The sequence below is a fragment of the Streptomyces sp. NBC_00158 genome, from assembly GCF_045160885.1.
In the GTDB taxonomy this organism is placed as follows: domain Bacteria; phylum Actinomycetota; class Actinomycetes; order Streptomycetales; family Streptomycetaceae; genus Streptomyces.
The window spans coordinates 7,180,691-7,203,914 of record NZ_CP108161.1 but is presented as its reverse complement, the minus strand read 5'-3'; the positions used below and the strand labels follow the sequence as shown (position 1 = coordinate 7,203,914).

Below are 23,224 nucleotides of genomic sequence, written 5' to 3'. Positions count from 1 at the left end.
CGGTGGCGAAGTGGCGGAACTGGGCGTTGGTCGTGCTGGCGGCGGCCGGCTGTGACGGTGAGCCGGGCGCCCCCGAGGACAAGCCGGGCGCCGGGCCGTCCGCGTCGGCGGGGGCGCCGGCCGCCGCTGCCGCGGCCGCCCGGGTGTGCGCGGCCCCGGCGGCCGGGCCGGCGCAGGCGCCCGCGGGTGCGGTGACGGTCGACCCCGCGGTGGCGGGCGATCTCGCGGCGAAGACCAAGAGCAGCCCCCCGAAGACCACGTTCTGGCTCCTGCCGGGCACGCACCGGCTGGATCCGGACCGCTTCGCCCAGGTGCTCCCGAAGGAGGGGAACAGCTATCTCGGGGCGCCGGGCGCGGTGCTGGACGGCGGGAAGACCAACCAGTACGCGTTCGGCGGCGCGGCCCCGGACGTCTCCATCCGCTACCTGACCGTGCAGAACTTCGTCGCGCCGCAGGACGAGGGCGTGGTGAACCACGAGTCGGCCGACGGGTGGGTGATCGAGCACGCGACCGTCCAGGACAACTCCGGGGCGGGGCTGATGGCCGGCGCCCGCCAGCAGGTCCGGGCGAGCTGCCTGCGCGGCAACGGCCAGTACGGGATGAACGCGTACAAGGGCGGCGGTCCCATCGGCGGCCTGGTGATCGAGGGCAACGAGATCACGGGCAACAACAAGGACGACTGGGAGCGGCGCAAGCCGGGCTGCGGCTGTACCGGGGGCGTCAAGTTCTGGGCGGTCAACGGTGCCGACGTGCGCGGCAACTGGGTGCACGACAACCGCGGCGCCGGGTTGTGGGCCGACACCAACAACAACGACTTCCGCATCGAGGACAACGTGCTGGAGGCCAACGACGGCGCGGCGCTGATCTACGAGATCAGTTACAACGCGGTCATCCGGAACAACGTGATCCGGAAGAACAACTGGGTCGAGGGCCGCAGGTCCGCCGAGCGCGGCGACGACTTCCCGTTCGCGACCGTCTACCTGTCCGAGTCCGGCGGCGAGCCCCGGGTCCGCGCCCGTACGGACAAGATCGAGGTCGACCGGAACGTACTGGAGAACAACTGGAACGGGATCACCCTGTGGGAGAACGCCGACCGGTTCTGCAACAGCCCGGCGAACACCTCGTCCGGTGTCTGCACCCTGCTGGTGGACCGCGCCGACCGCTGCGCCGCGCCGGGGATCTCCGGCCCGCCGCTGTACGCCGACTGCCGGTGGAAGACCCAGCGGGTGGACATCCACGACAACCGCTTCGTACTGGACACCTCCGTGGTCGACTGCACCGCGAAGTGCGACCGCATGGCGGTGCTGGCCAACTACGGAACCTACCCGGACTGGTCGCCGTACCAGGGCGAGGGCGTGGCCGAGCAGATCTCCCTCAAGCAGCAGAACCGCTGGCACGACAACGTCTACGTCGGACCGTGGAAGTTCGTCGCCCACGACCCGAGCAAGGTGCTGGACTCCGGGCAGTGGCAGGCGCCGCCGTACCAGCAGGACCAGGGCAGCACCTTCGGCCCGCGGGCCGGTGGTTGAGATGGGCGAGAAGCGGATCGTCGGGATCGCCTGGGGACTCCTGATCCTCAACACCCTCGGCTCGGCCGGCGCGCAGACCATCATCCCCCTCCCCCGGTCCCTCATCCAGATGGCCACCATGGGCGCCCTGGTCGCCGCCTTCGTGCTGGCGCTCTCCGTCAACCTCCGGCTGCGGGTGCGGCCGAGCGCCTACGTCTTCCTGCTCACCCTGCTGCTGGTGCCGAGCGTGATCTCCAGCGCACATCTGGAGTCCGGGTTCGGCGCGCTGTTCCGCTGCACCCGGCTGGCCCTCTTCGTCTGCACGTTGTGGCTGCTCACCCGCTGGTGGGACGGCGGCCTGACGTTCGTCCGGCACCACGTCCGGATGTACCTGGCGGTGCTCGGGTCGGTGGCCGCGGGGCTGCTCGTCTCGCCGGGCGCGGCCATGCCCGACCTCTACGGCGGGCGGCTGGTCGGCGCGCTGTGGCCGCTGACCCCGCCGCAGATCGGACAGTACGCCGCGGTGATCATCGGGCTCACGGTGCTGCTCCTGCTGGGCCGCAGCACCGACCGGCGCAGCGCCGCGGTGGTCATCGTGCCCTCCCTGGTGCTGCTCGCCCTGACCCACACCCGGACGGCGACGCTCGGCTTGTTCGCCGGGCTGACGCTGGCGATCGGCTCGCTGATGCTGACCAGCTCCGCCGCCCGCCGGTTCTTCGCCTGGGCGGTGCTGATCGCCGCGGTGGCGGCGGTGGGGTTCGCCTCCGCGCTGCAGTCGTGGTTCCTGCGCGGGCAGAGCCAGGAGAACTTCTCCAACCTCACCGGCCGGGCCAAGGTGTGGGACGCCCTGCTGGCGGCCCCCCGGACGGTCTCGGAGGAGCTGTTCGGGATGGGTCTGGGCGACAAGTCCTTCGGCGGGCTGCCGATCGACAACAGCTGGCTGGCCGTCTACAACGAGCAGGGCCTGACCGGCACCGCGGTCGTGGCGGCGGTCTTCGTCGTGCTGGGCGGCGTCGCGCTGCTGCGGCCGCCGTCGCTGCAGCGGGCCTGCGCGATCTTCCTGATCAGCTACTGCGCGATCGCCTCGTACACCGAGGCGGGGCTGGGGGACGCCTCCCCGTACCTGCTGCACCTGGCCGTGGCCGCCTCGCTGCTGGCCGCGCCCGCCGGGGCCGCGCCGCCGCCGGCGGCCGAAGGCCCCGTACGACGTGTCCCCCGATGGACCCCGAACCGGGAGGTGACCTGACCATGCACGTGCTCGTGGTGCACAACCGCTACGCCTCGGCGCAGCCGAGCGGGGAGAACAACGTCGTCGACCAGGAGGTGGAGCTGCTGCGCGGGGCCGGCCACCGGGTCGGGCTGTTCGAGCGGCGCAGCGACGACATCGGCTCCATGTCCCTGCCGGCCAAGGCGGCGCTGCCGCTGCTGGTGCCGTGGAACCCGGGGGTCCGCAAGGAGCTGGCGGCCCGGCTGCGTGCCGACCGGCCGGACGTGGTGCACGTCCACAACGTCTTCCCGCTCCTGTCGCCCGCGGTGCTGGCCGCCTGCGCCGACGCCGGTGTGCCCGCCGTCGCCACGCTGCACAACTACACCCAGGTGTGCCCGCCCGGCACGCTCCAGCGGGACGGGCGGCCGTGCTCCGCGTGCGTCGGGGGGACGCCGCTGCCCGCGGTCCGGCACGGCTGCTACCGGGGGTCCCGGGCGGCCACGGTGCCGCTGGCGGTCAGCCTGTCGGCCAACCGGCGGCGCTGGTGGTCGGGGGTGGAGCGGTTCCTGTGCATCTCCGCCGCCCAGCGCGACGTCCTGGTGCGGGCCGGCATGCCGGCCGGGCGGCTGTCGGTGAAGCACAACTTCGTGCCGGACCCCGACGCCCGCCGGGAGGGCGCCGGCGAGCAGGTCCTCTACCTGGGCCGGCTGGCGGAGGCCAAGGGCGTCCGGCTGCTGATGGCCGCGTGGGACGAGCTGGCCGCGGCCGGCGGTGCGGGCGTACCGCTCGTGATCGCCGGCACCGGGCCGCTGGAGGCGGAGGTGACCGCCTGGGCGGCGGGCCGGGAGGACGTGCGCTACGCCGGCCTGTACGACCCGGAGCAGTGCCGCGGGGCCATCGCCCGGTCGGTGGCCGTGGTGGCCCCCTCGACCTGGCTGGAGGCGTTCGGACTGGTGGTCGTGGAGGCGATGGCGGCGGGGGTCCCGACCGTCGCCGCCGGTCACGGCGCCTTCGTGGAACTCGTCGAGGACGGGGTGACCGGCCTGCTGCACCGGCCGGGCGATCCCTCCTCGCTCGCGTCGTGCATACGACGGATCACGGCTGATCCGGCCCGGAACCAGGAGATGGGGCGGGCGGGCCGGCGCCGTTACGAGCAGGGGTTCAGCCCGCGGGTCGGGCTGGAGCGCCTGCTGGACGAGTACCGGGCCGCGATCGCGGGCCGGTCCGGTGGCGGGGAGGTCCCGCCACCGGTTGGGGAACAAGGGACTGGCTCGCGGCGGGGCGATCCGCCGCGGGCGGGATGGGGGCAGTAGATGACACGATGCCGACTGTGCGGTTCGGCGGCGCTGGCGAGCGTCGTCGACCTGGGGGCGACCCCGCCGTGCGAGAGCTTCCTCGCCGCGGACCAGCTGGACCTGCCGGAGCCCGCGTACCCGCTGCACCTGCGGGTCTGCACGGACTGCTGGCTGGCGCAGATCCCGCCGCTGATCACGCCGGAGGAGACGTTCAAGGAGTACGCGTACTTCTCCTCCTTCTCGACCTCCTGGGTGGAGCACGCGCGGACCTTCGTCGCCGGTGCCGTGGACCGGGTGGGGCTGGGCCCGGACTCCTTCGTGGTCGAGGTCGCGAGCAACGACGGGTACCTGCTGCGGCACGTGGTGGACCGGGGGATCCGCTGCCTGGGCATCGAGCCGTCGGTGAACGTCGGCGCCGCGGCCCGCGAGGCCGGCGTGCCCACGCTCACCGAGTTCCTGGACCCGGCGACCGGCGCGGGGGTCCGCGCCGAGCACGGGCCGGCGGACCTGGTCGTGGCCAACAACGTGTACGCGCACATCCCCGACGTGGTCGGCTTCACCCAGGGGCTGCGCTCCCTGGTCGCCGACGACGGCTGGGTCTCGATCGAGGTGCAGCACCTGCTGACCCTGATCGAGGAGAACCAGTACGACACGATCTACCACGAGCACTTCCAGTACTACACCGTCGCGTCGGCGGCCCGGGCACTGGCGAGCGGTGGACTCTCGCTGGTGGACGTCGAGCTGCTGCCCACGCACGGCGGTTCCATCCGGCTGTGGGCCCGGCCGGCCGAGGCGGCCGGCGAGCCGACCCGGCGGGTGGCCGAGGTGCTGGACCGGGAGAAGGCGGCCGGGCTCCAGGAGCTGTCCGGGTACGCCGAGTTCTCCGCCCGGGTCGCCAAGGTGCGCCGGGACCTGCTGCGGTTCCTCATCGAGGCGGCCGAGCGCGGCGAGACGGTGGTCGGCTACGGCGCCCCCGGCAAGGGCAACACCCTGCTCAACCACTGCGGAGTCCGGCCCGACCTGCTCGCGTACACGGTCGACCGCAACCCCTACAAGCACGGCAGGTTCACCCCGGGCACCCGCATCCCGATCCTGGCGCCCGAGCAGATCGCCGCCGACCGGCCGGACTACGTCCTCGTCCTCCCGTGGAACCTGCGGGCGGAGCTGGTCGAGCAGCTGTCCTTCGTGCACGAGTGGGGCGGCCGCCTGGTCTTCCCCATCCCGGAACTGAGCATCGTCGAGGTGAAGTCGTGAAGGTCGTACTGTTCTGCGGCGGTTACGGGATGCGGATGCGCAGCGGGGCCGCCGACGACGTGCCCAAGCCGATGGCGATGGTCGGTCCGCGGCCGCTGATCTGGCACGTCATGCGCTACTACGCGCACTACGGGCACAAGGAGTTCATCCTGTGCCTGGGCTACGGCGCCCACCACATCAAGGACTTCTTCCTCAACTACGAGGAGACGACGTCCAACGACTTCGTCCTGCGCGGCGGGCGGACCGAGCTGCTGTCCACCGACATATCCGACTGGACGATCACCTTCGCGCAGACCGGCGTCGAGTCCCCCATCGGGGAGCGGCTGCGCCGGGTCCGCCACCACCTGGACGGGGACGAGATGTTCCTCGCCAACTACGCCGACGTGCTCACCGACGCCCCGCTGCCGGAGATGATCGAGCGGTTCTCGCAGCGCGACGCCGGCGCCTCGATGACGGTGGTGCCGCCCCAGTCCTCGTTCCACTGCGTGGAGCTGGGCGAGGACGGTCTGGTCGGGGGCATCACCCCGGTGAGCGAGCTGCCGCTGTGGGAGAACGGCGGCTACTTCGTGCTCCGCCAGGAGGTCTTCGACCACATTCCGGAGGGCGGGGACCTGGTCGCCGACGGGTGCGCCGGGCTGGCCAAGAGCGGCCGGCTGGTGGCGCACCAGCACCGGGGCTTCTGGAAGCCGACGGACACGGTGAAGGAGCGGGCCGCGCTCGACGAGGCCTACGCCCGCGGCGACCGCCCGTGGGCCGTGTGGGAGCGCGACGGCGCGGGGGCGGGGACCGCGTGATCAAGCTCAGTGCGGGGCGCGTGGACCGGGTCGTCGCGGTCGGCGCGCACTGCGACGACATCGCCATCGGCGCCGGCGGCACCCTGCTGACCCTGTGCGACGCCCGGCCGGGCGTCCGCGTGGACGTGCTGGTGCTCTCCGGGGGCGGCGGCGACCGGGAGCAGGAGGAGCGGGCCGCGCTCGCCGCGTTCTGTCCGGGTGCCGACCTGCGGCTGACCGTGCTCAAGCTGCCCGACGGCCGGCTGCCCACCCACTGGGACGAGGCCAAGGCCGCGGTCGAGGAACTGCGCGGGCGGACCGATCCCGACCTGATCCTCGCCCCGCGCACCGACGACGCGCACCAGGACCACCGGGGCCTCGCGCAACTGGTGCCCACCGCGTTCCGCGACCACCTCGTCCTCGGCTACGAGATCGTCAAGTGGGACGGCGACCTCGGCCGTCCGTCGGCGTACCAGCCGCTGTCGCCGGAGACCGCCGAGCGGAAGGTGCGGCTGCTGCAGGAGCACTACCCCTCGCAGCGGCACCGCCCCTGGTACGACCGGGAGGCCTTCCTCGGGCTGGCCCGGATCCGCGGCATCGAATGCCACGCGCGCTACGCCGAGGCGTTCGCCGTCACCAAACTCACTCTGAACCTGGGGGATTGAACCTTGCGCGTACTGCTGACCGGACACCAGGGCTACCTGGGCACCGTGATGGCCCCGGTGCTCGCCGCCGCCGGCCACGAGGTCACCGGCCTGGACTCCGGCCTGTTCGCCGACTGCCTGCTGGGCCCGCGGCCCGCCGACCCGCCGGGGCGGCGGGTGGACCTGCGCGACGTCACGGCCGAGGACGTGGCGGGGGTGGACGCGGTGATCCACCTGGCCGCGCTGTCCAACGACCCGCTGGGCTCGCTGGCGCCGCAGCTCACGTACGACATCAACCACCACGCGTCCGTGCACCTGGCCCGGCTGGCCCGGGACGCCGGGGTGCGGCGCTTCCTGTACGCCTCGACGTGCTCGGTCTACGGCGCCGCGGGCGGTGGCGCCCTGGTGGCCGAGGACGCCCCGCTGCGCCCGGTGACCCCGTACGCGGAGTCCAAGGTGCGGGTGGAGGACGACCTGCACGAGCTGGCCGACGGGGACTTCAGCCCGGTGTACATGCGCAACGCCACCGCCTTCGGCTACTCCCCCAGGCTGCGCGCCGACATCGTGGTGAACAACCTGGTGGGCCACGCCCTGCTGTCGGGCGAGGTGCTGGTGATGTCCGACGGCACCCCGTGGCGGCCGCTGGTGCACGCCGCCGACATCGCGCGGGCCTTCACGGCCGCGCTGGAGGCGCCGCGCGAGGCGGTGCACGACGAGGCGTTCAACATCGGCAGCGAGGGCAACAACGTCACCGTCGCCGAGATCGCCGGGCAGGTCGCCGACGCGGTCGCCGGCTCGAAGGTGGTGATCACCGGGGAGACCGGTGCCGATCCGCGCTCCTACCGGGTGGACTTCTCCCGGTTCCGCGCCGCGGTGCCCGGCTTCGAGTGCGAGTGGACGGTGAAGCAGGGCGCGCTCGAACTCGCCGACGCGTACCGCGAGCACGGGCTGACCCGGGAGTCCTTCGAGCAGCGCTTCACCCGGCTCGCGGTGCTGCGTGCGGCGTCCGAGGCCGGCACGGTCGACGACACCCTGCGGTGGCGCCGGTGACCGCGCCCGGCCGGGAGATGCACGCGCTGGTGGAGCGGCTCTACCCGCTGTGCCGGAGCATCACCGGAGACGGTGTGCGCGCGACCCTGGACGTCGTCGGCGAGTACGTTCCGCTGGAGGTGCACGAGGTGCCGACCGGGACGCAGGTCCTGGACTGGACGGTGCCGCAGGAGTGGAACATCCGGGACGCGTACGTCGCCGACGCGTCCGGGAAGCGGGTCGTCGACTTCGCCGCGTCCAGCCTGCACGTGCTCGGCTACAGCGTGCCGGTGTCGGCGACCATGCCGCTGTCGGAGCTGCGCCCGCACCTGCACACCCTGCCCGACCACCCGTCCTGGGTGCCGTACCGCACCAGCTACTACAAGCCGGAGTGGGGCTTCTGCCTGGCCCAGGAGACTCTGGACGCGCTGCCGGACGGGGAGTACGAGGTGCGCGTCGACTCCACGCTCGCGGACGGCCACCTCACCTACGCCGAGCACGTGGTCCCCGGGCAGGTTTCCGACGAGGTGATCGTCTCCTGCCACGTCTGCCACCCGTCGCTGGCCAACGACAACCTGGCCGGCATCGCGGTGGCGGTCTTCCTGGCCCGGGCTCTGGCGGAGCGGAAGCCTTACTACACCTACCGGTTCCTGTTCGCCCCCGGCACCATCGGGGCGATCACCTGGCTGGCCCGCAACGCGGAGCGGATCGACAGGGTCAAGCACGGCCTGGTGCTGGCCTGCGCCGGCGACCGGGGGCAGCTGACGTACAAGCGGAGCCGGCGCGGTGACGCGGACATCGACCGGGTGATGCGGCACGTGCTGGCCGCCTCCGGACGCCCGCACGGCGTCAAGGAGTTCACCCCGTACGGCTATGACGAGCGGCAGTTCTGCTCGCCGGGGTTCGACCTCGGCGTGGGCTCGCTCAGCCGTACCCCGTACGCCGGGTACCCCGAGTACCACACCTCGGCGGACAACCCGGACTTCGTCACCCCGGAGGCGATGGAGGACACGCTCGCCCTCTGCCGGGAGGCGTTCTCCGTGCTGGACCGCGACCGGCGGTACCGGAACCTCAGCCCGTACGGCGAGCCGCAGCTGGGCCGGCGCGGGCTGTACGACTCGCTCGGGGGCCGCAGCGACGCGAAGGAGGCCCAGATGGCCATGCTGTGGGTGCTCAGCCTCTCCGACGGGGAGCACGGCCTGCTGGACGTGGCCGAGCGGTCCGGGCTGGCGTTCGGCACCGTGGCCGCGGCGGCCGAGGCGCTGCACGGCGCCGGGCTGATCAAGGAATGACGGCGGTGCCCACCGAGGGGGAAGAGACGACGAAGGCACCGGCGGCCCCGGAAGCGGACACCGCGCCGCGGACCGCGAAGCGGGCCGTCCTCGGCCGGCTGTCCTGGGGCCTGGCCGACCAGGCGGCCTCCAGCGTGTCCAACTTCGCGGTGGGCATCTACGTGGCGCGCTCGCTGGGGCTGACCGCGTTCGGCGTGTTCAGCCTGGCCTGGGTGACGTACGGGGTGGTGCTCAGCGTCTCCCGCGGGCTGGCCACCGACCCGCTCGTGGTGCGCTTCAGCGGTGTGCCGGAGGCGTCCTGGCGCGGGGCGGTGGCCCGGTCGTCGGGTACCGCGCTCGGCGTCGGCGTCGCCATCGGCGCCGTCTGCCTGGTGGCCGGGACGGTGCTAGGCGGGCAGGTGGGGACCGCGTTCGCCTGCCTCGGCCTGGCGCTGCCGGGGCTGCTGCTCCAGGACGCCTGGCGGTACGCGTTCTTCGCCGCCGGGACCGGGCGCAAGGCCTTCGTCAACGACGTGGTGTGGGGCGTCGCGCTCGTCCCGGCCATGGTGGTCGCCGCCCGCGTGGGCAGCGTGGCCGCCTTCGTGCTCGCCTGGGGCGCGTCCGCGGCGGTGGCCGCGGCGTACGGCTGCTTCCAGTCCGGGATCCGGCCGCGCCTGGCCGGTTCCCGCGAGTGGGTCCGCGAGCACCGCGACCTCGGCTACCGGTACCTGGTCGAGAACACCTGCGTCAGCGGCGCGAGCCAGCTGCGGGCGTACGGGCTCGGCGTGATCGTCGGGGTCGGCGCGGTCGGCGTGGTGCGGGGCGCCGAGCTGCTGCTCGGGCCGTTCCTCGCCGTGCTGATGGGCCTGTCGCTGGTCACGGTCGCGGAGGCGGCCCGGGTCCTGCGGCGGGCCCCGCACCGCCTCGGCGCGTTCTGTTTCCTGCTCGGCGGCGTGCAGGCCGTCGCCGCGCTGCTCTGGGGCGCGGCCCTGCTGCTGGTGCCGGACCGGCTCGGGGGGCTGGTGCTCGGTGACGTCTGGGAGGCGGCCTCGCAGCTGATCGTGCCGGCCACGCTCGGCGTCGCGGGCGCCGGCCTCGGCACCGGCGCGGCGGCCGGGCTGCGCGCGCTCGGCGCGGCCCGGCGCAGCCTGCGCAGCCAGTTGATCGCCTCCGCCTGTTACGCCGCGGGCGGGCTGGGCGGTGCCGCCCTGGCCGGCACGGTCGGCTCGGCCTGGGGCGTCGCCGCCGCGACCGCCTGCGGCTCGGCCGTGTGGTGGCTGCACCTGCGGTCCGCCCTGCGCGAGCGCACGAATTCGATCCGCGAAGTGAGGACCCCATGAACGACCGTCCCAGGCTGAGCATCGGCCTGCCCGTCTACAACGGCGAGGAGTACCTCGCCGAGTCGCTCGAAGCCCTCCTCGGCCAGACCTACGAGGACTTCGAGCTGGTCATCTCGGACAACGCCTCGACCGACGGGACCCGGGACATCTGTCTCAAGTACGCGGCGCGGGACTCGCGCATCCGCTACCTGCGGCTGCCGCGCAACATAGGCGCCGCGCCCAATCACAACCACGTGTTCACCGAGTGCCGCGGCGAGCTGTTCAAGTGGGCCTCGCACGACGACCTGTACGCCCGGGACCTGCTGAAGCGCTGCGTGGAGGCGCTGGACGAGCGGCCGGACGTGATCCTCGCGCACAGCGGCCAGGCCGTCATCGACGGCGAGGGCCGGGTGAAGGTCCCGTACGAGTACGGGATCGCCACCGACTCGCCGAGCGCGCCGGAGCGCTTCCGCAGCTTCCTGTTCGAGCCCGGCGGCGACGACTTCTACGGGGTGATGCGGGCCGACGTGCTGCGCCGGGTGAAGCCGCACGACAGCTACCACCACGCGGACCGCACGTTCGTCGCCGAGATCGTCCTGAACGGCCCCTTCCACCAGGTGCCGGAGCTGCTGTACTTCCGCCGCGACCACCCCACGCGGGCCGAGCGGGCGAACCCGGGCAAGCGCTCCCGGTGCGTCAACCTGGACCCGCGCCGGGCGGGTGCGCTGCACCCGACTCCCCGGCTGCTGGCCGAGTACGTCCTCGGGTTCCTCGGGGCGATCGGGCGGGCGCCGCTGTCGGCGGCCGACCGGCGCGCCTGCTACCGCCACCTGGCGGTGTGGATGGCCAGCCGGGCCCGGCCGGGCGCCGGGGAGCGGGTCGAGGACCGGGCCCCGGTGGTCCCGGCCCGGCTCGCGGTCTCCGTGGACGAGCTCGTGGCCGGCCGTGAGGAGAGGGGGGCGTGAGCCGCACGGGCGGGGCCCCGGTGCGGGTCGGGGTGTTCGGGCTGCTCGGCTCGGGGAACCTCGGCAACGACGGGTCGCTGGAGGCGGTGCTCGCGTACCTGCGCGAAGCACACCCCGAGGCGGCCGTGGACGCCCTGTGCGGCGGCCCCGAGGTCGTCGCGGGCCGGTACGGGATCCCCGCGACGCGGCTGCACTGGTACCGCGGGGAGTACCGGACGGCGTCCCGTGCGGGCGCGGTCGCCGGCAAGGGCCTGGGCAAGCTGGTCGACGTCTTCCGCACCGCCGCCTGGGTGCGCCGGCACGAGGTGGTGATCGTGCCCGGGATGGGCGTCCTGGAGGCCACGCTGCCGCTGCGGCCGTGGGGCTTCCCGTACTCGCTGCTGCTGCTCTGCGCGAGCGGGCGGCTGCTCGGCACCCGGGTCGCGCTGGTCGGCGTGGGCGCGGCCCCGATCGCCGACCGTCCGACGCGGGCGCTGGTGCGCTGGTCGGCCCGGCTCGCCGCATACCGGTCCTACCGCGACGACCTGTCCCGCGACGCGATGCGGGCGATGGGCGTGGACACCTCGCGCGACGAGGTCTACCCGGACCTCGCGTTCGCCCTGCCGACGCCGCCCTCGGGTACGCCTTCCGGGGCGCCGGGGGTGGTGTGCGTGGGCGTCATGGACTTCCACGGCGGCAACGACGACCGGGCGCGGGCCGAGGAGATCCACCGGCGCTACCTGGACGGGACGATCCGGTTCGTCCGCGCGCTGGCCGAGGAGGGCAGGCCGGTCCGGCTGCTCACCGGCGACGCGTGCGACGCCCCGGTGGTCGAGGCGGTCCTCGAAGCGGTGGACTCGCCGCTGGTCACCGCCGCCGGGGCGGCCTCGCTGGACGGCCTGATGAGGGAGGCGGCGGCCGCCGACGCCGTGGTGGCGACCCGCTACCACAACCTGGTCTGCGCGCTGAAGGCCGGTACGCCGACGCTCGCGCTCAGCTACGCGGCGAAGAGCGACGCGCTGATGGCCCGGATGGGGCTGGACGCGTTCCGCCACCCGGCCCGCGAGGTCGACGCCGACCGGCTGCTCGGGCAGTTCCGGCAGCTGGAGGAGCGGTCGAAGGAGCTGCGGGAGACCCTCGCCGAACGGAACCTGGTCGCGTCCCGGCTCCTGAAGGACCAGTTCGCCGCCCTGACCGCGGCCCTGTTCCCGGCGGCCGGCCGCGCCGCCCGGGGCCGGGGCCGCGCCCACGCCCACGCACACGCCACGCGGGAGACCCGATGAAAACGACCGAAGTCCCGGCGATCGCCGGCGCGTACCTGTTCGAGCCGACGCCGTACGCCGACGAGCGCGGCTTCTTCTGCCGCACCTTCGACGCCGACGTGGTCCGCTCGGTGGGCCTCGACCCGGACGTCTTCATCCAGGACAGCGTGTCCCGTTCGGTCCGGGGCGTGCTGCGCGGCCTGCACCTGCGCTCCGGCGCGGGCGAGGCCAAGCTCGTGCGGTGCTCGTACGGGAGCATCTTCGACGTGGTCGTGGACCTGCGGCCGGACTCCCCCACCTACCGGGGCCGGGCCTTCTTCGAGCTGTCCGGCGAGACGCAGAAGACCCTGTACGTCCCCGCCGGGTGCGCGCACGGTTTCCAGGCGCTGACCGCGACCGCCGACACCTCGTACCGGATCGACCGCCCGCACGATCCCGCCGAGGACGTGACGATCGCCTTCGACGACCCGGAGCTCGCCATTCCGTGGCCGCTGCCGGTCACCTTGATGTCCCAGCGGGACCGGGAGGCGCCGAGCCTCGCCGAGGTCCTGAAGCAGAACGAGAGCTGAGGCCGACGTGGACACCGAAGACAACCGAGAGCCCGTCCTGCCGCTGTCGCGGGCGGCGAACGAGCGGCTGCACGCCCTGGTCCCCGGGGGCGCGCACACCTACGCCAAGGGCGACGACCAGTACCCCGAGGACCTCGCCCCGGTCATCAGCCACGGCCGCGGCGCCCACGTGTGGGACGTCGACGGCAACCGCTACGTCGAGTACGGCTCCGGCCTGCGGTCGGTCAGCCTCGGCCACGCCCACCCGCGGGTGACCGAGGCCGTACGGCGCGAACTCGACCGGGGCGGCAACTTCGTACGGCCGTCGATCGTGGAGGTCGAGGCGGCCGAGCGCTTCCTCGCCACGGTGCCGACCGCGGAGATGGTGAAGTTCGCGAAGAACGGCTCCGACGCCACCACGGCCGCCGTGCGCCTCGCCCGCGCCGCCACCGGGCGGCGGCGGGTGGCGATCTGCGCCGACCATCCGTTCTTCTCCACGGACGACTGGTTCATCGGCACCACGCCGATGTCGGCGGGCATCCCGGACGAGGTCAACGAGCTCACCGTGAGGTTCCCGTACGGGGACCTGGCCGCCGCGGAGGAGCTCCTGGGCCGGTACCGGGACGAGGTGGCCTGTCTGATCCTCGAACCCGCCACGCACAGCGAGCCGCCGCCCGGCTACCTGGCCGGCCTGCGCGAGCTGGCCGACCGGCACGGCTGCGTGCTGGTCTTCGACGAGATGATCACCGGCTTCCGCTGGTCGGAGGCGGGCGCGCAGGGTCTGTACGGGGTGGTCCCCGACCTGTCCACGTTCGGCAAGGCGCTGGGCAACGGGTTCGCCGTGTCCGCGCTGGCCGGGCGCCGCGACCTGATGGAGCGGGGCGGGCTGCGCCACTCCGGCGAGCGCGTGTTCCTGCTGTCCACCACGCACGGCGCGGAGACGCACTCCCTGGCGGCCGCGATGGCCGTGCAGGCCGCCTACGTCGAGGAGGGTGTCACGGCACGGCTGCACGCGCTCGGCGAGCGGCTGGCCGCCGGTGTCCGCGAGGCCGCGGCCGGCATGGGCGTCGGCGACCACGTCGTCGTCCGGGGGCGGGCCAGCAACCTGGTCTTCGCCACCCTCGACGAGAACGGGCAGCCGTCGCAGGAATACCGCACCCTGTTCCTGCGCCGGCTTCTGGCGGGCGGGGTACTGGCCCCGTCGTTCGTGGTGAGCGGCGCGCTCAGCGACGAGGACATCGACCGCACCGTCGACGTGGTGGCCCAGGCGTGCGCGGTGTACCGCAAGGCGCTCGACGCCGGCGATCCCGGTCCCTGGCTCGGGGGACGGCCGGTGAAGCCGGTGTTCCGCCGCCTGGCGTGACACGGGTGGGACGACGTGGACGGCCAGGCGGGGGCGGCGCGGCGTCAGCTCCGCCCGCGCCGGCCGGCGTCGGCCGTCCGGTCGACCAGCCACGCGGCCGCCGGCACCACCGCCAGCGCGGTGCACCAGCCGCCCAGGACGTCGGTCGGGTAGTGCGCGCCGAGGGCGACCTGCGCCCAGCCCATGACGGCTCCGGCGGCCAGCGCCGCGGCGAGCACGAGGGAGGTGCCGGCCGTCCTGCCGAGGCCGAGCCGGCCGGTCGCGAGCAGCGCCGCCACGAGGGCGAGCGCGGTGGCGAAGGCGGTGTGCCCGCTGGGGAAGGACAGGTTGTCGCCGTGGATGGTCCGTCCCACCACGGACTTGAGGAGCGTCGCCGCCCCCACGGCCAGGGCGGCGCCGGCCACCACGAGCACCGCCGCGCGGGGACGCCGGAGCAGCAGGCAGAGCGTCACGGCGGCCCCGACGAGCACCGCGGCTCCCACCGGCTCGCCCAGGAAGTCGGTGGCCAGGGCCACGTACCGCAAGGACGGCCCGACCCCGTAGACCGCCGTCCCGATCCGCTCGTCCACCGTTCCGGGCTCGCCGGCGTCGGCGTACAGGACACCGAGCCCGAGGACCACGAGGGCGGCGAGGGACGCGATCAGCCCGAGCCACGCGCCCAACGGGGGCGGCACCACCGGGGGCGCCGTCCGGAGGTTCTTCCGCAGGATTCCAAACACGCCAAAACCCTAACCAACGCCGCGTTCCCCCGGGCGGCATCGGTGAAACCGGCCCGGCCCCCTCGGGGGCCGGGCCGGTGTCCTGCTGCCCCGGTCAGGCGGTGCAGCGGATCATGGTCAGCGGGCGGTTGGCGGCGTAGTCCGCCCAGTACTCCTCGCCGTACTTCTCCAGGCCGGTCTCCGAGACCTCCAGGGTGACCCATTCGATCCCGGTGAACCCGGCCGCCTTCAGGGTCTGCTCGTACGTCTCCTTCGAGGGCGTGGTCGCCTCGAAGGAGACCGGCGGGTCGAGGAGGGCGGTGAGCCGGATGCCGCTGCCGATCTCGTTGTCCTTGCCGGTCGACTCCAGGAGGAAGCCGTACTTCTCCAGCGAGGGCCCGCCGAAGTCGTAGCCGGGGTCCTGCACGAAGAGGTAGAAGGAGCCGCCGTCGGCGAGGCTGCGCCGGATGTTGCGCATCATCCGCTCGATCTCGGCGACACCGCGCGCGTAGTTGAACGCCTGCACGGCGATGGCGACGTCGAACGGCTCGTCGAACTCGCGCAGGGTGGTCGTGTCGGCGACCTCGTAGTCGACGCCGAGGGGCTCGGCGCCCTCGATCTCCTTGGCCACGTCGACCATGGCCCCGGAGATGTCGAAGCCGAAGACGCGGGACGCGCCGCGGCGCTTGAGCTCACGGCTGTAGAAGCCGGTGCCGCAGGCGATGTCGAGCACGGACTTGCCGGTGACGTCCCCGACCAGGCCGAGGAAGCCCGGTACCTCGGCGTAGCGGATGATGGGCAGGGTCTTGAAGCCTTCGAACGCTTCGCCGATTCCGTCGTACAGCTGACCACTCATCGCGGTGGTTCCCCCTAGTTCTGTGGCGTCGGCTCCCATGACGAGCCGCGGCCCTCGGCGGGAAGTCTGCTCCGTGGGCGAGGGGACTTCGTACTGGCGGAACGCACGAATCTGCTGGTCATGTCACCGAGGTGCACACAAAGGAACGCAGCCCTTTCGGATCGGGGACCTCGGCCCCCAACAGGCTTGTAGAGCTTGCGAACTGACGCACCGAAGACTTCCGCTCCCGCCCGGATGATCAAGGAAGGCGCGGGGCGCGGGCCGCCCCCTGCCTTCCGCTTCGGCACGGCCGGATCAGCGGGGGCGGCCGGCGGACCTCCCCGGTACCACCAGTCCGGCCTCGTACGCGACGGCCACCGCCTGCGCCCGGCTGCGCAGCCCCAGTTTGGTCATCGTGCGGTGCAGGTGCGTCTTGACGGTGGCCTCGGTGACGACGAGCTCGGCGGCGATCTCGTCGTTGCCGAGCCCCCTGGCCACCAGCCGCAGCACGTCCTGTTCCCGGCTGGTGAGCCGCGACAGGGTGCGGTCGTCGCCGCACGGCCCCTCGGTGCGCGCGCTGTAGGCCTCGATGAGGCGCCGGGTCACGGCGGGCGCGAACAGCATGTCGCCGCCGGCGATCGTGGTCACCGCGGAGATCAGCCGCTCGGGCGGGGTGTCCTTGAGGAGGAAGCCGCTCGCGCCGGCGCGCAGCGCCGCGTACACGTACTCGTCCACGTCGAAGGTGGTGAGCACGATGATGCGCGAACGGGTGCCCTGCTGGCCGGCGAGGATGCGTTCGGCGGCGGTGATGCCGTCGATGCCCGGGAGGCGGATGTCCATCAGGATCACGTCGGGCCGGTCGGCCAGTGCGGCGGCCACCGCGGTCTCGCCGTCCGAGGCCTCCGCGACCCGGGTGAACCCGGGCGCGGCACGCAGGAGTGCCGCTATGCCTCCCCGGATCAGGTCCTGGTCATCGACAACGAGCACGTCCGTCACTGCCGTCCCCCTCATGTCCGGATGCGGCCGGCCGCCACGCGTCCTCCGGTGGCTCCGAGCCGGTCGGAAGGGTGAGACGGACCTCGAATCCCCCTTCGCCCAGAGGCCCGGCGGACAGCCTGCCGCCGCAGATCCTCACCCGTTCCCGCATGCCGATCAAGCCGTGTCCGGAGGCCGGAGGGGCGATGGCCGGTTTCCCCTCGCCCCCGTCGTCGCGGACCAGGATGGTCAACCGGTCGGCCAGATAGGCGATCCGCACCTCCACGCGGGCGTGACGGGCGTGTTTCACCACATTCGTGAGGGCCTCCTGGAGCACCCGGTAGGCACACACCTCCAGGCCCGGATCGAGTTTCCGGGGCAGGCCGGTTGTCCGTATGTCGACGCCCACTCCGGCCGCCGCGACCCGCCGGACGAGCTCCCCCACCCGGCTGAGTTCCGGCGGCGGGCCGAGCGGCGCGGACGACGGGTCGCCGTCCGGGCCGAGGTCGACCCGGAGCACCGTGAGCAGCCTGCGCAGGTCGTTCAGCGCTTCGCGGGCGGTGCCCGCGATCGTGGTGAGCGCCGACCGGGCGGTGGCGGGGTCCGAGGCGAAGACGTAGTCGGCGAGGCCGGCCTGGACGGAGATCACCGACATGTGGTGGGCGACCACGTCGTGCAGCTCGCGCGCGATGTGCATCCGCTCGTCGACCACCGCGCGCCGGGCCCGTTCGCGCTGCTCGTGGGCGAGCGCCTCGGTGAGCCTGACCAGTTCGAGGTTCTGGAGGGCCACCTGGCGCCTGCCGTGCCCGAAGACCAGGCAGACGACCGGGACCATCACCGCCTGTGCGAGGACCAGCAGCGGGCTGAGGCCGCCCGCGATCCCGCTGAACGCCACGGTCGCCGCCACGAGCAGGCCGCAGGGCGCCGACACCCGCAGCGGACACCGGGCGGCGGCGTTCACCAGGCCGACGCCGACGGCCCACCAGTTCAGCGAGGGCTGGTGGCCGGCGGCGAGGTAGAGCGCGTACCCGAGGCAGCAGGCGGTCAGCGCCGTCACGGGCCGGGCCCTGCGGACGGCGAGCGGCAGTGCGGTGAGGCAGGTGAGCAGGTACGCCAGGACGTCGAACGGCGCCCAGTCGGCGTGCGGGTACTCCTCCCCCGCGACACAGCCGCCCACCGCGAGGACGACGGGGAGCGCGCTGTCGAGAAGGGCCTGTCGGGGGCGGGACCGGGTGCTCATCGCTGGAAGGTATGCGGATCCGGCGGGGGCGTCGTCCACCGTGGGGTTGATGTCCGCGGGGCGGCCGGGCGGCCGGTCACGTCAACCGCCGGGTTGACGCGCGCCCGCGCGTCAACTCCTCGGTTGACGGGGGCGGTCGCGCATCTCAGACCGTCGGCGGACGCCCTGGCACCGGGGCCGCCCGTAGCCTTCCAACCGTCAAGTCCGGCAGCCACCGGGGCCCGAAGGTCCCGGTCGCCTTTTCGAGGAGCCGTGAGTGAGACCGATTCCCGCCGTCCGCGTCCGCATACCGTTCCTGGCCTCCGGGGGTGCGACGGCGGCCCTGCTGGTGACGATGCTCGGCGGGCCCGGCGCGAACGCGCTCGACCGGGTCCTGACCACCTCGCGGGCGGGCCATGACGGCCACCCGCACGTCCGCTCCTGCGAGCCCGCCCGCCCCGGCGCCGGTCACCGGTGCTGACAGCGGTGCGGCCGGAGACCGCCCCGGCCCGCCCGACCGGCCCCTGAGGCCGGGGAAGGGCGGGACGGGGCACCAGGGCGCCCGGGGCCGGGGCGGGGCGGGTATCGGGGGACCCGCCCCGCCCGCCCCGGGCGCCCGCCCGCGCCCCGGAGCGGTCCCGGGCCGCCGACCCTACGATGGGGCGTATGGCACCGGCCGAGGAGACCGCGCGGACCGTCATCCTGACCGTGGACGACGATCCGGGCGTCTCCCGCGCCATCGCCCGTGACCTGCGGCGCCGCTACGGAGCCGGGTACCGGATCGTGCGCGCCGAGTCCGGCGGGTCTGCGCTGGAGGCGCTGCGCGAGCTGAAGCTGCGCGGCGACCCGGTGGCCGTGATCCTCGCCGACTACCGGATGCCGCAGATGAACGGCATCGAGTTCCTCGAGCAGGCCCTGAACGTCTTCCCGGGCGCGCGGCGCGTGCTGCTGACCGCGTACGCGGACACGAACGCGGCGATCGACGCGATCAACGTGGTCGACCTCGACCACTACCTCCTCAAGCCCTGGGACCCGCCGGAGGAGAAGCTCTACCCGGTCCTGGACGACCTGCTCACGGCCTGGCGCTCCAGCGACCACCGGCCGGTGCCCGCCACCAAGGTGGTCGGGCACCGCTGGTCGGCGCCGTCCTCGCGGGTGCGGGAGTTCCTGGCCCGCAACCAGGTGCCGTACCGCTGGTACTCCTGCGACGAGCCCGAGGGACGGCGGCTGCTGGAGGCGGCCGGGGCCGACGGGCAGCACCTGCCGCTGGTGGTCACCCCGGACGGCACGGCACTGGTCGAGCCGGAGCCGGCCGAGCTGGCCGTCCACGTGGGGCTCGCCACGACCCCGGCGGCGGAGTTCTACGACCTGGTGGTCATCGGCGGCGGCCCGGCCGGGCTCGGCGCGGCGGTGTACGGGGCGTCCGAGGGGCTGCGCACCGTACTGGTCGAGCGGTCGGCGACCGGCGGGCAGGCCGGCCAGAGCTCCCGCATCGAGAACTACCTCGGCTTCCCGGACGGGGTCTCGGGCGCCCAGCTCACGGAGCGCGCCCGCCGCCAGGCCGCCCGCTTCGGCGCCGAGATCCTCACGGCCCGCGAGGTCACGGGCCTGGAGGTCAGGGGTCCGGCGCGGGTGGTCCGCTTCTCCGACGGTTCGGCGGTGGCCGCGCACAGCGTGATCCTGGCGACCGGTGTCTCGTACCGGCAGCTGGGGGCGCCCGGCTGCGACGAGCTGACCGGCCGGGGCGTGTACTACGGCTCCTCCCTCACGGAGGCGGCCTCCTGCGCGGGGCAGGACGTGTACGTCGTCGGCGGCGCCAACTCGGCCGGGCAGGCGGCGGTGTACCTGGCCCGGGGCGCGAAGTCGGTGACGCTGCTGGTGCGCGGGGAGTCGCTGACGGCGTCGATGTCGTACTACCTGGTCCAGCAGATCGAGGAGGCCCCGAACATCACGGTGCGCACCCGGACGGTCGTGGAGGCGGCGCAGGGTGACGGCCACCTGGAACGGCTGGCGCTGCGGGACGTGGACAGCGGTGCGACGGAACTGGTGGACGCCCAGTACGTGTTCGTGTTCATCGGCGCGGCCCCGCTGACCGACTGGCTGGAAGGCACGGTGCTGCGCGACGAGCACGGCTTCATCCTGGCCGGGCCCGACCTGACGCCGGAGGGCCGGCCGCCGCCCGAGTGGGAGCCGGACCGGCTCCCGTACCACCTGGAGACCAGTGTCCCCGGGGTGTTCGTGGCGGGCGACGCGCGCGCCGAGTCCGCGAAGCGCGTCGCGTCCGCCGTCGGAGAGGGAGCCATGGCCGTCATGCTCGTCCACCGCTACCTGGAGCAGTCGTGACCGGGCGGGGCGGCGGCGGGCAGGTCGTCCCCTGCGCGCCGCACGAGATCGCGTCCCTGTTCCTGTTCGAGGAGCTGTCCCCGGAGCAGCTGGGGCGGCTGTGCGCCGAGGGGCGGGTGGAACGCTTCGAGGCCGGTCCGGTGTACACCGAGGGGGAACCCGCCACCTGCTTCTACGTGATGATCGAGGGCACCGTCGTGCTGTCGCGGCGGGTCGGCGGCGACGACGTCGAGGTGAGCCGCACCTCGCAGCGCGGGGTGTACTCGGGCGCCATGCAGGCCTACCTGGGCGAGCGGGTTCCCCAGACGTACAACAACTCGATGCGGGTGACGGAGCCGACGCGGTTCTTCGTGCTGCCCGCGCAGTCGTTCGCGGACGTCATGCGGGAGTGGTTCCCGATGGCGGCCCACCTGCTGGAGGGGCTGTTCTTCGGTTCGAAGAACACCCAGCGGGCCATCGGGCAGCGCGAACGCCTCCTGGCGCTCGGTTCGCTGTCCGCCGGTCTGACCCACGAGCTGAACAACCCGGCCGCGGCGGCCGTCCGGGCCACGGCGACGCTGCGCGAGCGGGTCGGCAAGATGCGGCACAAGCTGGCGCACATCTCCCAGGGCCAGTACTCGCGCGAGGCGATCGCGGACCTCATCGAGATCCAGGAGCGCACGGTCGAGCGGGTGGCGAAGGCCCCGGCGCTGAGCCCGCTGGAGGCCTCCGACCGGGAGGACGAGCTGGGCGACTGGCTGGAGGACCACGGCTTCCCGGAGGGCTGGCGGCTCGCGCCGGTCTTCGTCCAGGCCGGGCTGGACACGGACTGGCTGGACCAGGTCGCGGCGGCCGTGGCCGACGACCTGCTGCCGGCGGCGATCGGCTGGCTCGGCTACACGGTCGAGACCGAGCTGCTGATGAGTGAGATCGAGGACTCCACGGCCCGCATCTCCCACCTGGTCGACGCGGCCAAACAGTATTCGCAGCTCGACCGGGCCCCGCACCGGGTGGTGGACGTCCACGAACTGCTCGACAGCACGCTGCTGATGCTCTCCGGCAAGATCGGGCCCGGGGTGCGGGTGGTCAAGGAGTACGACCGCTCGGTTCCGGACGTGCCCGCCTATCCGGCCGAACTCAACCAGGTGTGGACGAACCTGATCGACAACGCCGTGTCCGCCATCGCGGAGACCGGCGGCGGGGGCACGCTGACGGTGCGCACGGCGCGGGAGGGGGACCGGCTGCTGGTCGAGTTCCGCGACACCGGCCCGGGGGTCCCGGCCGAGATCCGCAGCCGCATCTTCGACCCCTTCTTCACCACCAAGCCGGTCGGCGAGGGCACCGGGCTCGGACTGGACATCTCCTGGCGGATCGTGGTCGGCAAGCACCACGGCAGCCTCCAGGTGGAATCCGTGCCCGGCGACACCCGCTTCCAGGTGCTGCTGCCGCTGACCCAGCCCGACCCCCCGCCGGGCGGCCCGGACGGACCGGACGCCCCGGACACCCCCGAGGAGACCGCATGACCGAGATCGACGGCATCGACCCGAGCGTGCCGCCCTCCGGCACCGGCTGCGTGGAGTGCGAGGAGGTGCACGGCTGGTGGTTCCACCTGCGCCGGTGCGCCCAGTGCGGCCACATCGGCTGCTGCGACTCCTCGCCGGCCCAGCACGCCACCGCCCACTGGAAGGCCACCGGCCATCCCCTGGTGCAGAGCTTCGAGCCGGGCGAGGACTGGTTCTGGAACTACGCCACCAACGCCCTGTACCAGGGCGGTCCGCGGCTCAGCCCGCCGTCGGAGCACCCTCCGACGCAGCCGGCTCCGGGCCCGCCGGAGCGGGTCCCGCAGGACTGGACGGAGCGGCTGCACTCCTGAACGCGTCCAGCCGCGCCAGCTCCTCGCCGGTCAGGTCGAGGTCCGCCGCGCCCGCCGAGTCGGTGATCGAGGCCGGGCGGCCGGCTCCCGGTACCGGGATGACGTTGGCGGAGCGGGCGAGCAGCCAGGCGAGGGCGACCTGCTGGGGGCTGACGCCCCGCTCGGCCGCCACCCGGTGGAACGGGGTGCCGGCGGAGGTGGCGCCGGAGGTGCCGTCCAGGGAGCTGCGCGAGATCCCGCCGAGCGGGCTCCACGGCAGGAAGGCCAGGCCCAGCCGGGCGCTCAGGCGCAGCTCGGCCTCACTGTCGCGGACGGCCGGCGAGTACCGGTTCTGTACGGAGACGAGTCCGTCGCCGAGGATGCGGTGTGCCTGGAGGATCTGGTCGCAGGTGACGTTGGAGATGCCCGCGGCGCGGATCGTGCCGGCGTCGAGGAGCTCGCGGAGCGCGCCGACGGACTCCGCCCAGGGGACGGCCGGGTCGGGCTTGTGCAGCTGGTAGAGGCCGATGGCGTCGGTTCCCAGGCGCCCGGCGGAGGCTTCGGCGGCGCGCCTCAGGCGGGCCGGGGTGGCGTCCACGGTCCAGCTGCCGTCGCCGGGGCGGCCGCGGCCGCCCTTGGTGGCGACCAGGACGCCCGAGGTGTCGCCGCCGTGGCGGGCGAGGGCGCGGGCGATCAGCCGTTCGTTGTGGCCCTCCTCGCCGGCGTGCCAGTGGTAGCTGTCGGCGGTGTCGATGAGCGTGACGCCGGCGTCGAGGGCGGCGTGGACGGTGGCGACGGCCCGTGCCTCGTCGGGGCGGTGCTCGATGGACAGGGGCATGGCGCCGAGGCCGATGGCGCTGACGGCGGTGTGGCCGATGGTGCGGTACCGCATGGTGGCCGGCTCCG

At 73.6% G+C, this 23,224-nt stretch carries 22 protein-coding genes; 17 read left to right on the top strand and 5 right to left on the bottom strand.

The genetic code is table 11. The features are described from left to right. Positions 1-2 precede the first annotated feature (2 nt). From OG553_RS32995 to OG553_RS32935, 13 genes are read left to right on the top strand one after another with little or no spacing between them, the layout of a single operon-like run. Positions 3-1,529, top strand: a complete 1,527-nt coding sequence (locus tag OG553_RS32995) for a right-handed parallel beta-helix repeat-containing protein (RefSeq protein WP_405982511.1) — start codon at positions 3-5, stop codon at positions 1,527-1,529. Position 1,530: 1 nt separating this feature from the next. Beyond that, entirely contained in the window at positions 1,531-2,754 is a 1,224-nt protein-coding gene (locus OG553_RS32990; protein WP_405982510.1) for an O-antigen ligase domain-containing protein, read from the top strand. A 2-nt stretch (positions 2,755-2,756) separates the two neighbouring features. Next, positions 2,757-4,028 carry a glycosyltransferase gene (locus OG553_RS32985; protein ID WP_405982509.1) on the top strand — a complete coding sequence of 424 codons (1,272 nt, stop codon included), beginning with the start codon at positions 2,757-2,759 and terminating at the stop codon, positions 4,026-4,028. After that, positions 4,029-5,264 (top strand): class I SAM-dependent methyltransferase, encoded by a 1,236-nt coding sequence (locus OG553_RS32980; protein ID WP_405982508.1) that lies wholly within the window; start codon positions 4,029-4,031, stop codon positions 5,262-5,264. Continuing rightward, positions 5,261-6,058 (top strand): glucose-1-phosphate cytidylyltransferase, encoded by a 798-nt coding sequence (locus OG553_RS32975; RefSeq protein WP_405982507.1) that lies wholly within the window; start codon positions 5,261-5,263, stop codon positions 6,056-6,058. Before OG553_RS32980 ends, OG553_RS32975 begins: the two co-directional genes overlap by 4 nt. Continuing rightward, positions 6,055-6,702, top strand: coding sequence for a PIG-L deacetylase family protein (locus OG553_RS32970; protein ID WP_405982506.1), 648 nt, complete (start codon positions 6,055-6,057; stop codon positions 6,700-6,702). The genes OG553_RS32975 and OG553_RS32970 overlap by 4 nt, the downstream gene beginning before the upstream one ends. Positions 6,703-6,705: 3 nt before the next feature. Then, on the top strand, positions 6,706-7,731 hold the full coding sequence (locus tag OG553_RS32965) for an NAD-dependent epimerase/dehydratase family protein (RefSeq protein WP_405982505.1): 1,026 nt from the start codon (positions 6,706-6,708) through the stop codon (positions 7,729-7,731). Then, on the top strand, positions 7,719-9,002 hold the full coding sequence (locus OG553_RS32960; RefSeq protein WP_405982504.1) for a DUF4910 domain-containing protein: 1,284 nt from the start codon (positions 7,719-7,721) through the stop codon (positions 9,000-9,002). The genes OG553_RS32965 and OG553_RS32960 overlap by 13 nt, the downstream gene beginning before the upstream one ends. Beyond that, positions 8,999-10,321 (top strand): hypothetical protein, encoded by a 1,323-nt coding sequence (locus tag OG553_RS32955; protein WP_405982503.1) that lies wholly within the window; start codon positions 8,999-9,001, stop codon positions 10,319-10,321. The genes OG553_RS32960 and OG553_RS32955 overlap by 4 nt, the downstream gene beginning before the upstream one ends. Next, positions 10,318-11,265: a glycosyltransferase family 2 protein gene (locus tag OG553_RS32950; protein WP_405982502.1), complete on the top strand. Its 948-nt coding sequence runs from the start codon at positions 10,318-10,320 to the stop codon at positions 11,263-11,265. Before OG553_RS32955 ends, OG553_RS32950 begins: the two co-directional genes overlap by 4 nt. After that, positions 11,262-12,527 (top strand): polysaccharide pyruvyl transferase family protein, encoded by a 1,266-nt coding sequence (locus OG553_RS32945; protein WP_405982501.1) that lies wholly within the window; start codon positions 11,262-11,264, stop codon positions 12,525-12,527. Before OG553_RS32950 ends, OG553_RS32945 begins: the two co-directional genes overlap by 4 nt. Beyond that, a complete protein-coding gene (locus tag OG553_RS32940; protein WP_405982500.1) occupies positions 12,524-13,075 on the top strand; it encodes a dTDP-4-dehydrorhamnose 3,5-epimerase family protein in 552 nt (183 codons plus the stop codon). The genes OG553_RS32945 and OG553_RS32940 overlap by 4 nt, the downstream gene beginning before the upstream one ends. A 7-nt stretch (positions 13,076-13,082) precedes the next feature. Next, positions 13,083-14,417 carry a glutamate-1-semialdehyde 2,1-aminomutase gene (locus tag OG553_RS32935; RefSeq protein WP_405982499.1) on the top strand — a complete coding sequence of 445 codons (1,335 nt, stop codon included), beginning with the start codon at positions 13,083-13,085 and terminating at the stop codon, positions 14,415-14,417. 44 nt (positions 14,418-14,461) lie between these two features. Here the strand turns inward: OG553_RS32935 and OG553_RS32930 are convergent, their stop codons facing one another. From OG553_RS32930 to OG553_RS32915, 4 genes are all read right to left on the bottom strand, one after another. Further along, positions 14,462-15,136 carry a phosphatase PAP2 family protein gene (locus OG553_RS32930; protein WP_405982498.1) on the bottom strand — a complete coding sequence of 225 codons (675 nt, stop codon included), beginning with the start codon at positions 15,134-15,136 and terminating at the stop codon, positions 14,462-14,464. Positions 15,137-15,230: 94 nt separating this feature from the next. Then, on the bottom strand, positions 15,231-15,971 hold the full coding sequence (locus OG553_RS32925) for a class I SAM-dependent methyltransferase (RefSeq protein ID WP_405982497.1): 741 nt from the start codon (positions 15,969-15,971) through the stop codon (positions 15,231-15,233). A gap of 294 nt (positions 15,972-16,265) precedes the next feature. Next, complete coding sequence (locus tag OG553_RS32920; protein WP_405982496.1) at positions 16,266-16,961, bottom strand: response regulator; 696 nt, start codon at positions 16,959-16,961, stop codon at positions 16,266-16,268. Further along, a complete protein-coding gene (locus OG553_RS32915) occupies positions 16,921-18,165 on the bottom strand; it encodes a sensor histidine kinase (protein WP_405982495.1) in 1,245 nt (414 codons plus the stop codon). Before OG553_RS32915 ends, OG553_RS32920 begins: the two co-directional genes overlap by 41 nt. A 256-nt stretch (positions 18,166-18,421) precedes the next feature. Between OG553_RS32915 and OG553_RS32910 the strand changes: the two genes are divergently transcribed. The 4 genes from OG553_RS32910 (at position 18,422) to OG553_RS32895 (ending at position 22,339) form a co-directional block, all read left to right on the top strand. Then, positions 18,422-18,625: a hypothetical protein gene (locus OG553_RS32910; RefSeq protein WP_405982494.1), complete on the top strand. Its 204-nt coding sequence runs from the start codon at positions 18,422-18,424 to the stop codon at positions 18,623-18,625. Positions 18,626-18,810: 185 nt separating this feature from the next. Then, positions 18,811-20,487, top strand: coding sequence for an FAD-dependent oxidoreductase (locus OG553_RS32905; RefSeq protein WP_405982493.1), 1,677 nt, complete (start codon positions 18,811-18,813; stop codon positions 20,485-20,487). Then, complete coding sequence (locus OG553_RS32900) at positions 20,484-21,989, top strand: ATP-binding protein (RefSeq protein WP_405982492.1); 1,506 nt, start codon at positions 20,484-20,486, stop codon at positions 21,987-21,989. Before OG553_RS32905 ends, OG553_RS32900 begins: the two co-directional genes overlap by 4 nt. Next, positions 21,986-22,339 carry a UBP-type zinc finger domain-containing protein gene (locus OG553_RS32895; RefSeq protein WP_405982491.1) on the top strand — a complete coding sequence of 118 codons (354 nt, stop codon included), beginning with the start codon at positions 21,986-21,988 and terminating at the stop codon, positions 22,337-22,339. Before OG553_RS32900 ends, OG553_RS32895 begins: the two co-directional genes overlap by 4 nt. Here the strand turns inward: OG553_RS32895 and OG553_RS32890 are convergent. Continuing rightward, the gene (locus OG553_RS32890) at positions 22,248-23,210 is read right to left on the bottom strand and encodes an aldo/keto reductase (protein WP_405982490.1); all 963 of its coding nucleotides are present in this window, start codon (positions 23,208-23,210) and stop codon (positions 22,248-22,250) included. The two genes, OG553_RS32895 and OG553_RS32890, sit on opposite strands and share 92 nt — an antisense overlap. Positions 23,211-23,224: the final 14 nt, after the last annotated feature.

Coding starts and splice junctions, on each gene's coding strand:
- OG553_RS32990 (WP_405982510.1), top strand. CDS start 1,531: ATGGGCGAGAAGCGGATCGTCGGGATCGCCTGGGGACTCCTGATCCTC.
- OG553_RS32985 (WP_405982509.1), top strand. CDS start 2,757: ATGCACGTGCTCGTGGTGCACAACCGCTACGCCTCGGCGCAGCCGAGC.
- OG553_RS32980 (WP_405982508.1), top strand. CDS start 4,029: ATGACACGATGCCGACTGTGCGGTTCGGCGGCGCTGGCGAGCGTCGTC.
- OG553_RS32955 (WP_405982503.1), top strand. CDS start 8,999: ATGACGGCGGTGCCCACCGAGGGGGAAGAGACGACGAAGGCACCGGCG.
- OG553_RS32950 (WP_405982502.1), top strand. CDS start 10,318: ATGAACGACCGTCCCAGGCTGAGCATCGGCCTGCCCGTCTACAACGGC.
- OG553_RS32940 (WP_405982500.1), top strand. CDS start 12,524: ATGAAAACGACCGAAGTCCCGGCGATCGCCGGCGCGTACCTGTTCGAG.
- OG553_RS32925 (WP_405982497.1), bottom strand. CDS start 15,971: ATGAGTGGTCAGCTGTACGACGGAATCGGCGAAGCGTTCGAAGGCTTC.
- OG553_RS32920 (WP_405982496.1), bottom strand. CDS start 16,961: ATGAGGGGGACGGCAGTGACGGACGTGCTCGTTGTCGATGACCAGGAC.
- OG553_RS32915 (WP_405982495.1), bottom strand. CDS start 18,165: ATGAGCACCCGGTCCCGCCCCCGACAGGCCCTTCTCGACAGCGCGCTC.
- OG553_RS32905 (WP_405982493.1), top strand. CDS start 18,811: ATGGCACCGGCCGAGGAGACCGCGCGGACCGTCATCCTGACCGTGGAC.
- OG553_RS32895 (WP_405982491.1), top strand. CDS start 21,986: ATGACCGAGATCGACGGCATCGACCCGAGCGTGCCGCCCTCCGGCACC.
- OG553_RS32890 (WP_405982490.1), bottom strand. CDS start 23,210: ATGCGGTACCGCACCATCGGCCACACCGCCGTCAGCGCCATCGGCCTC.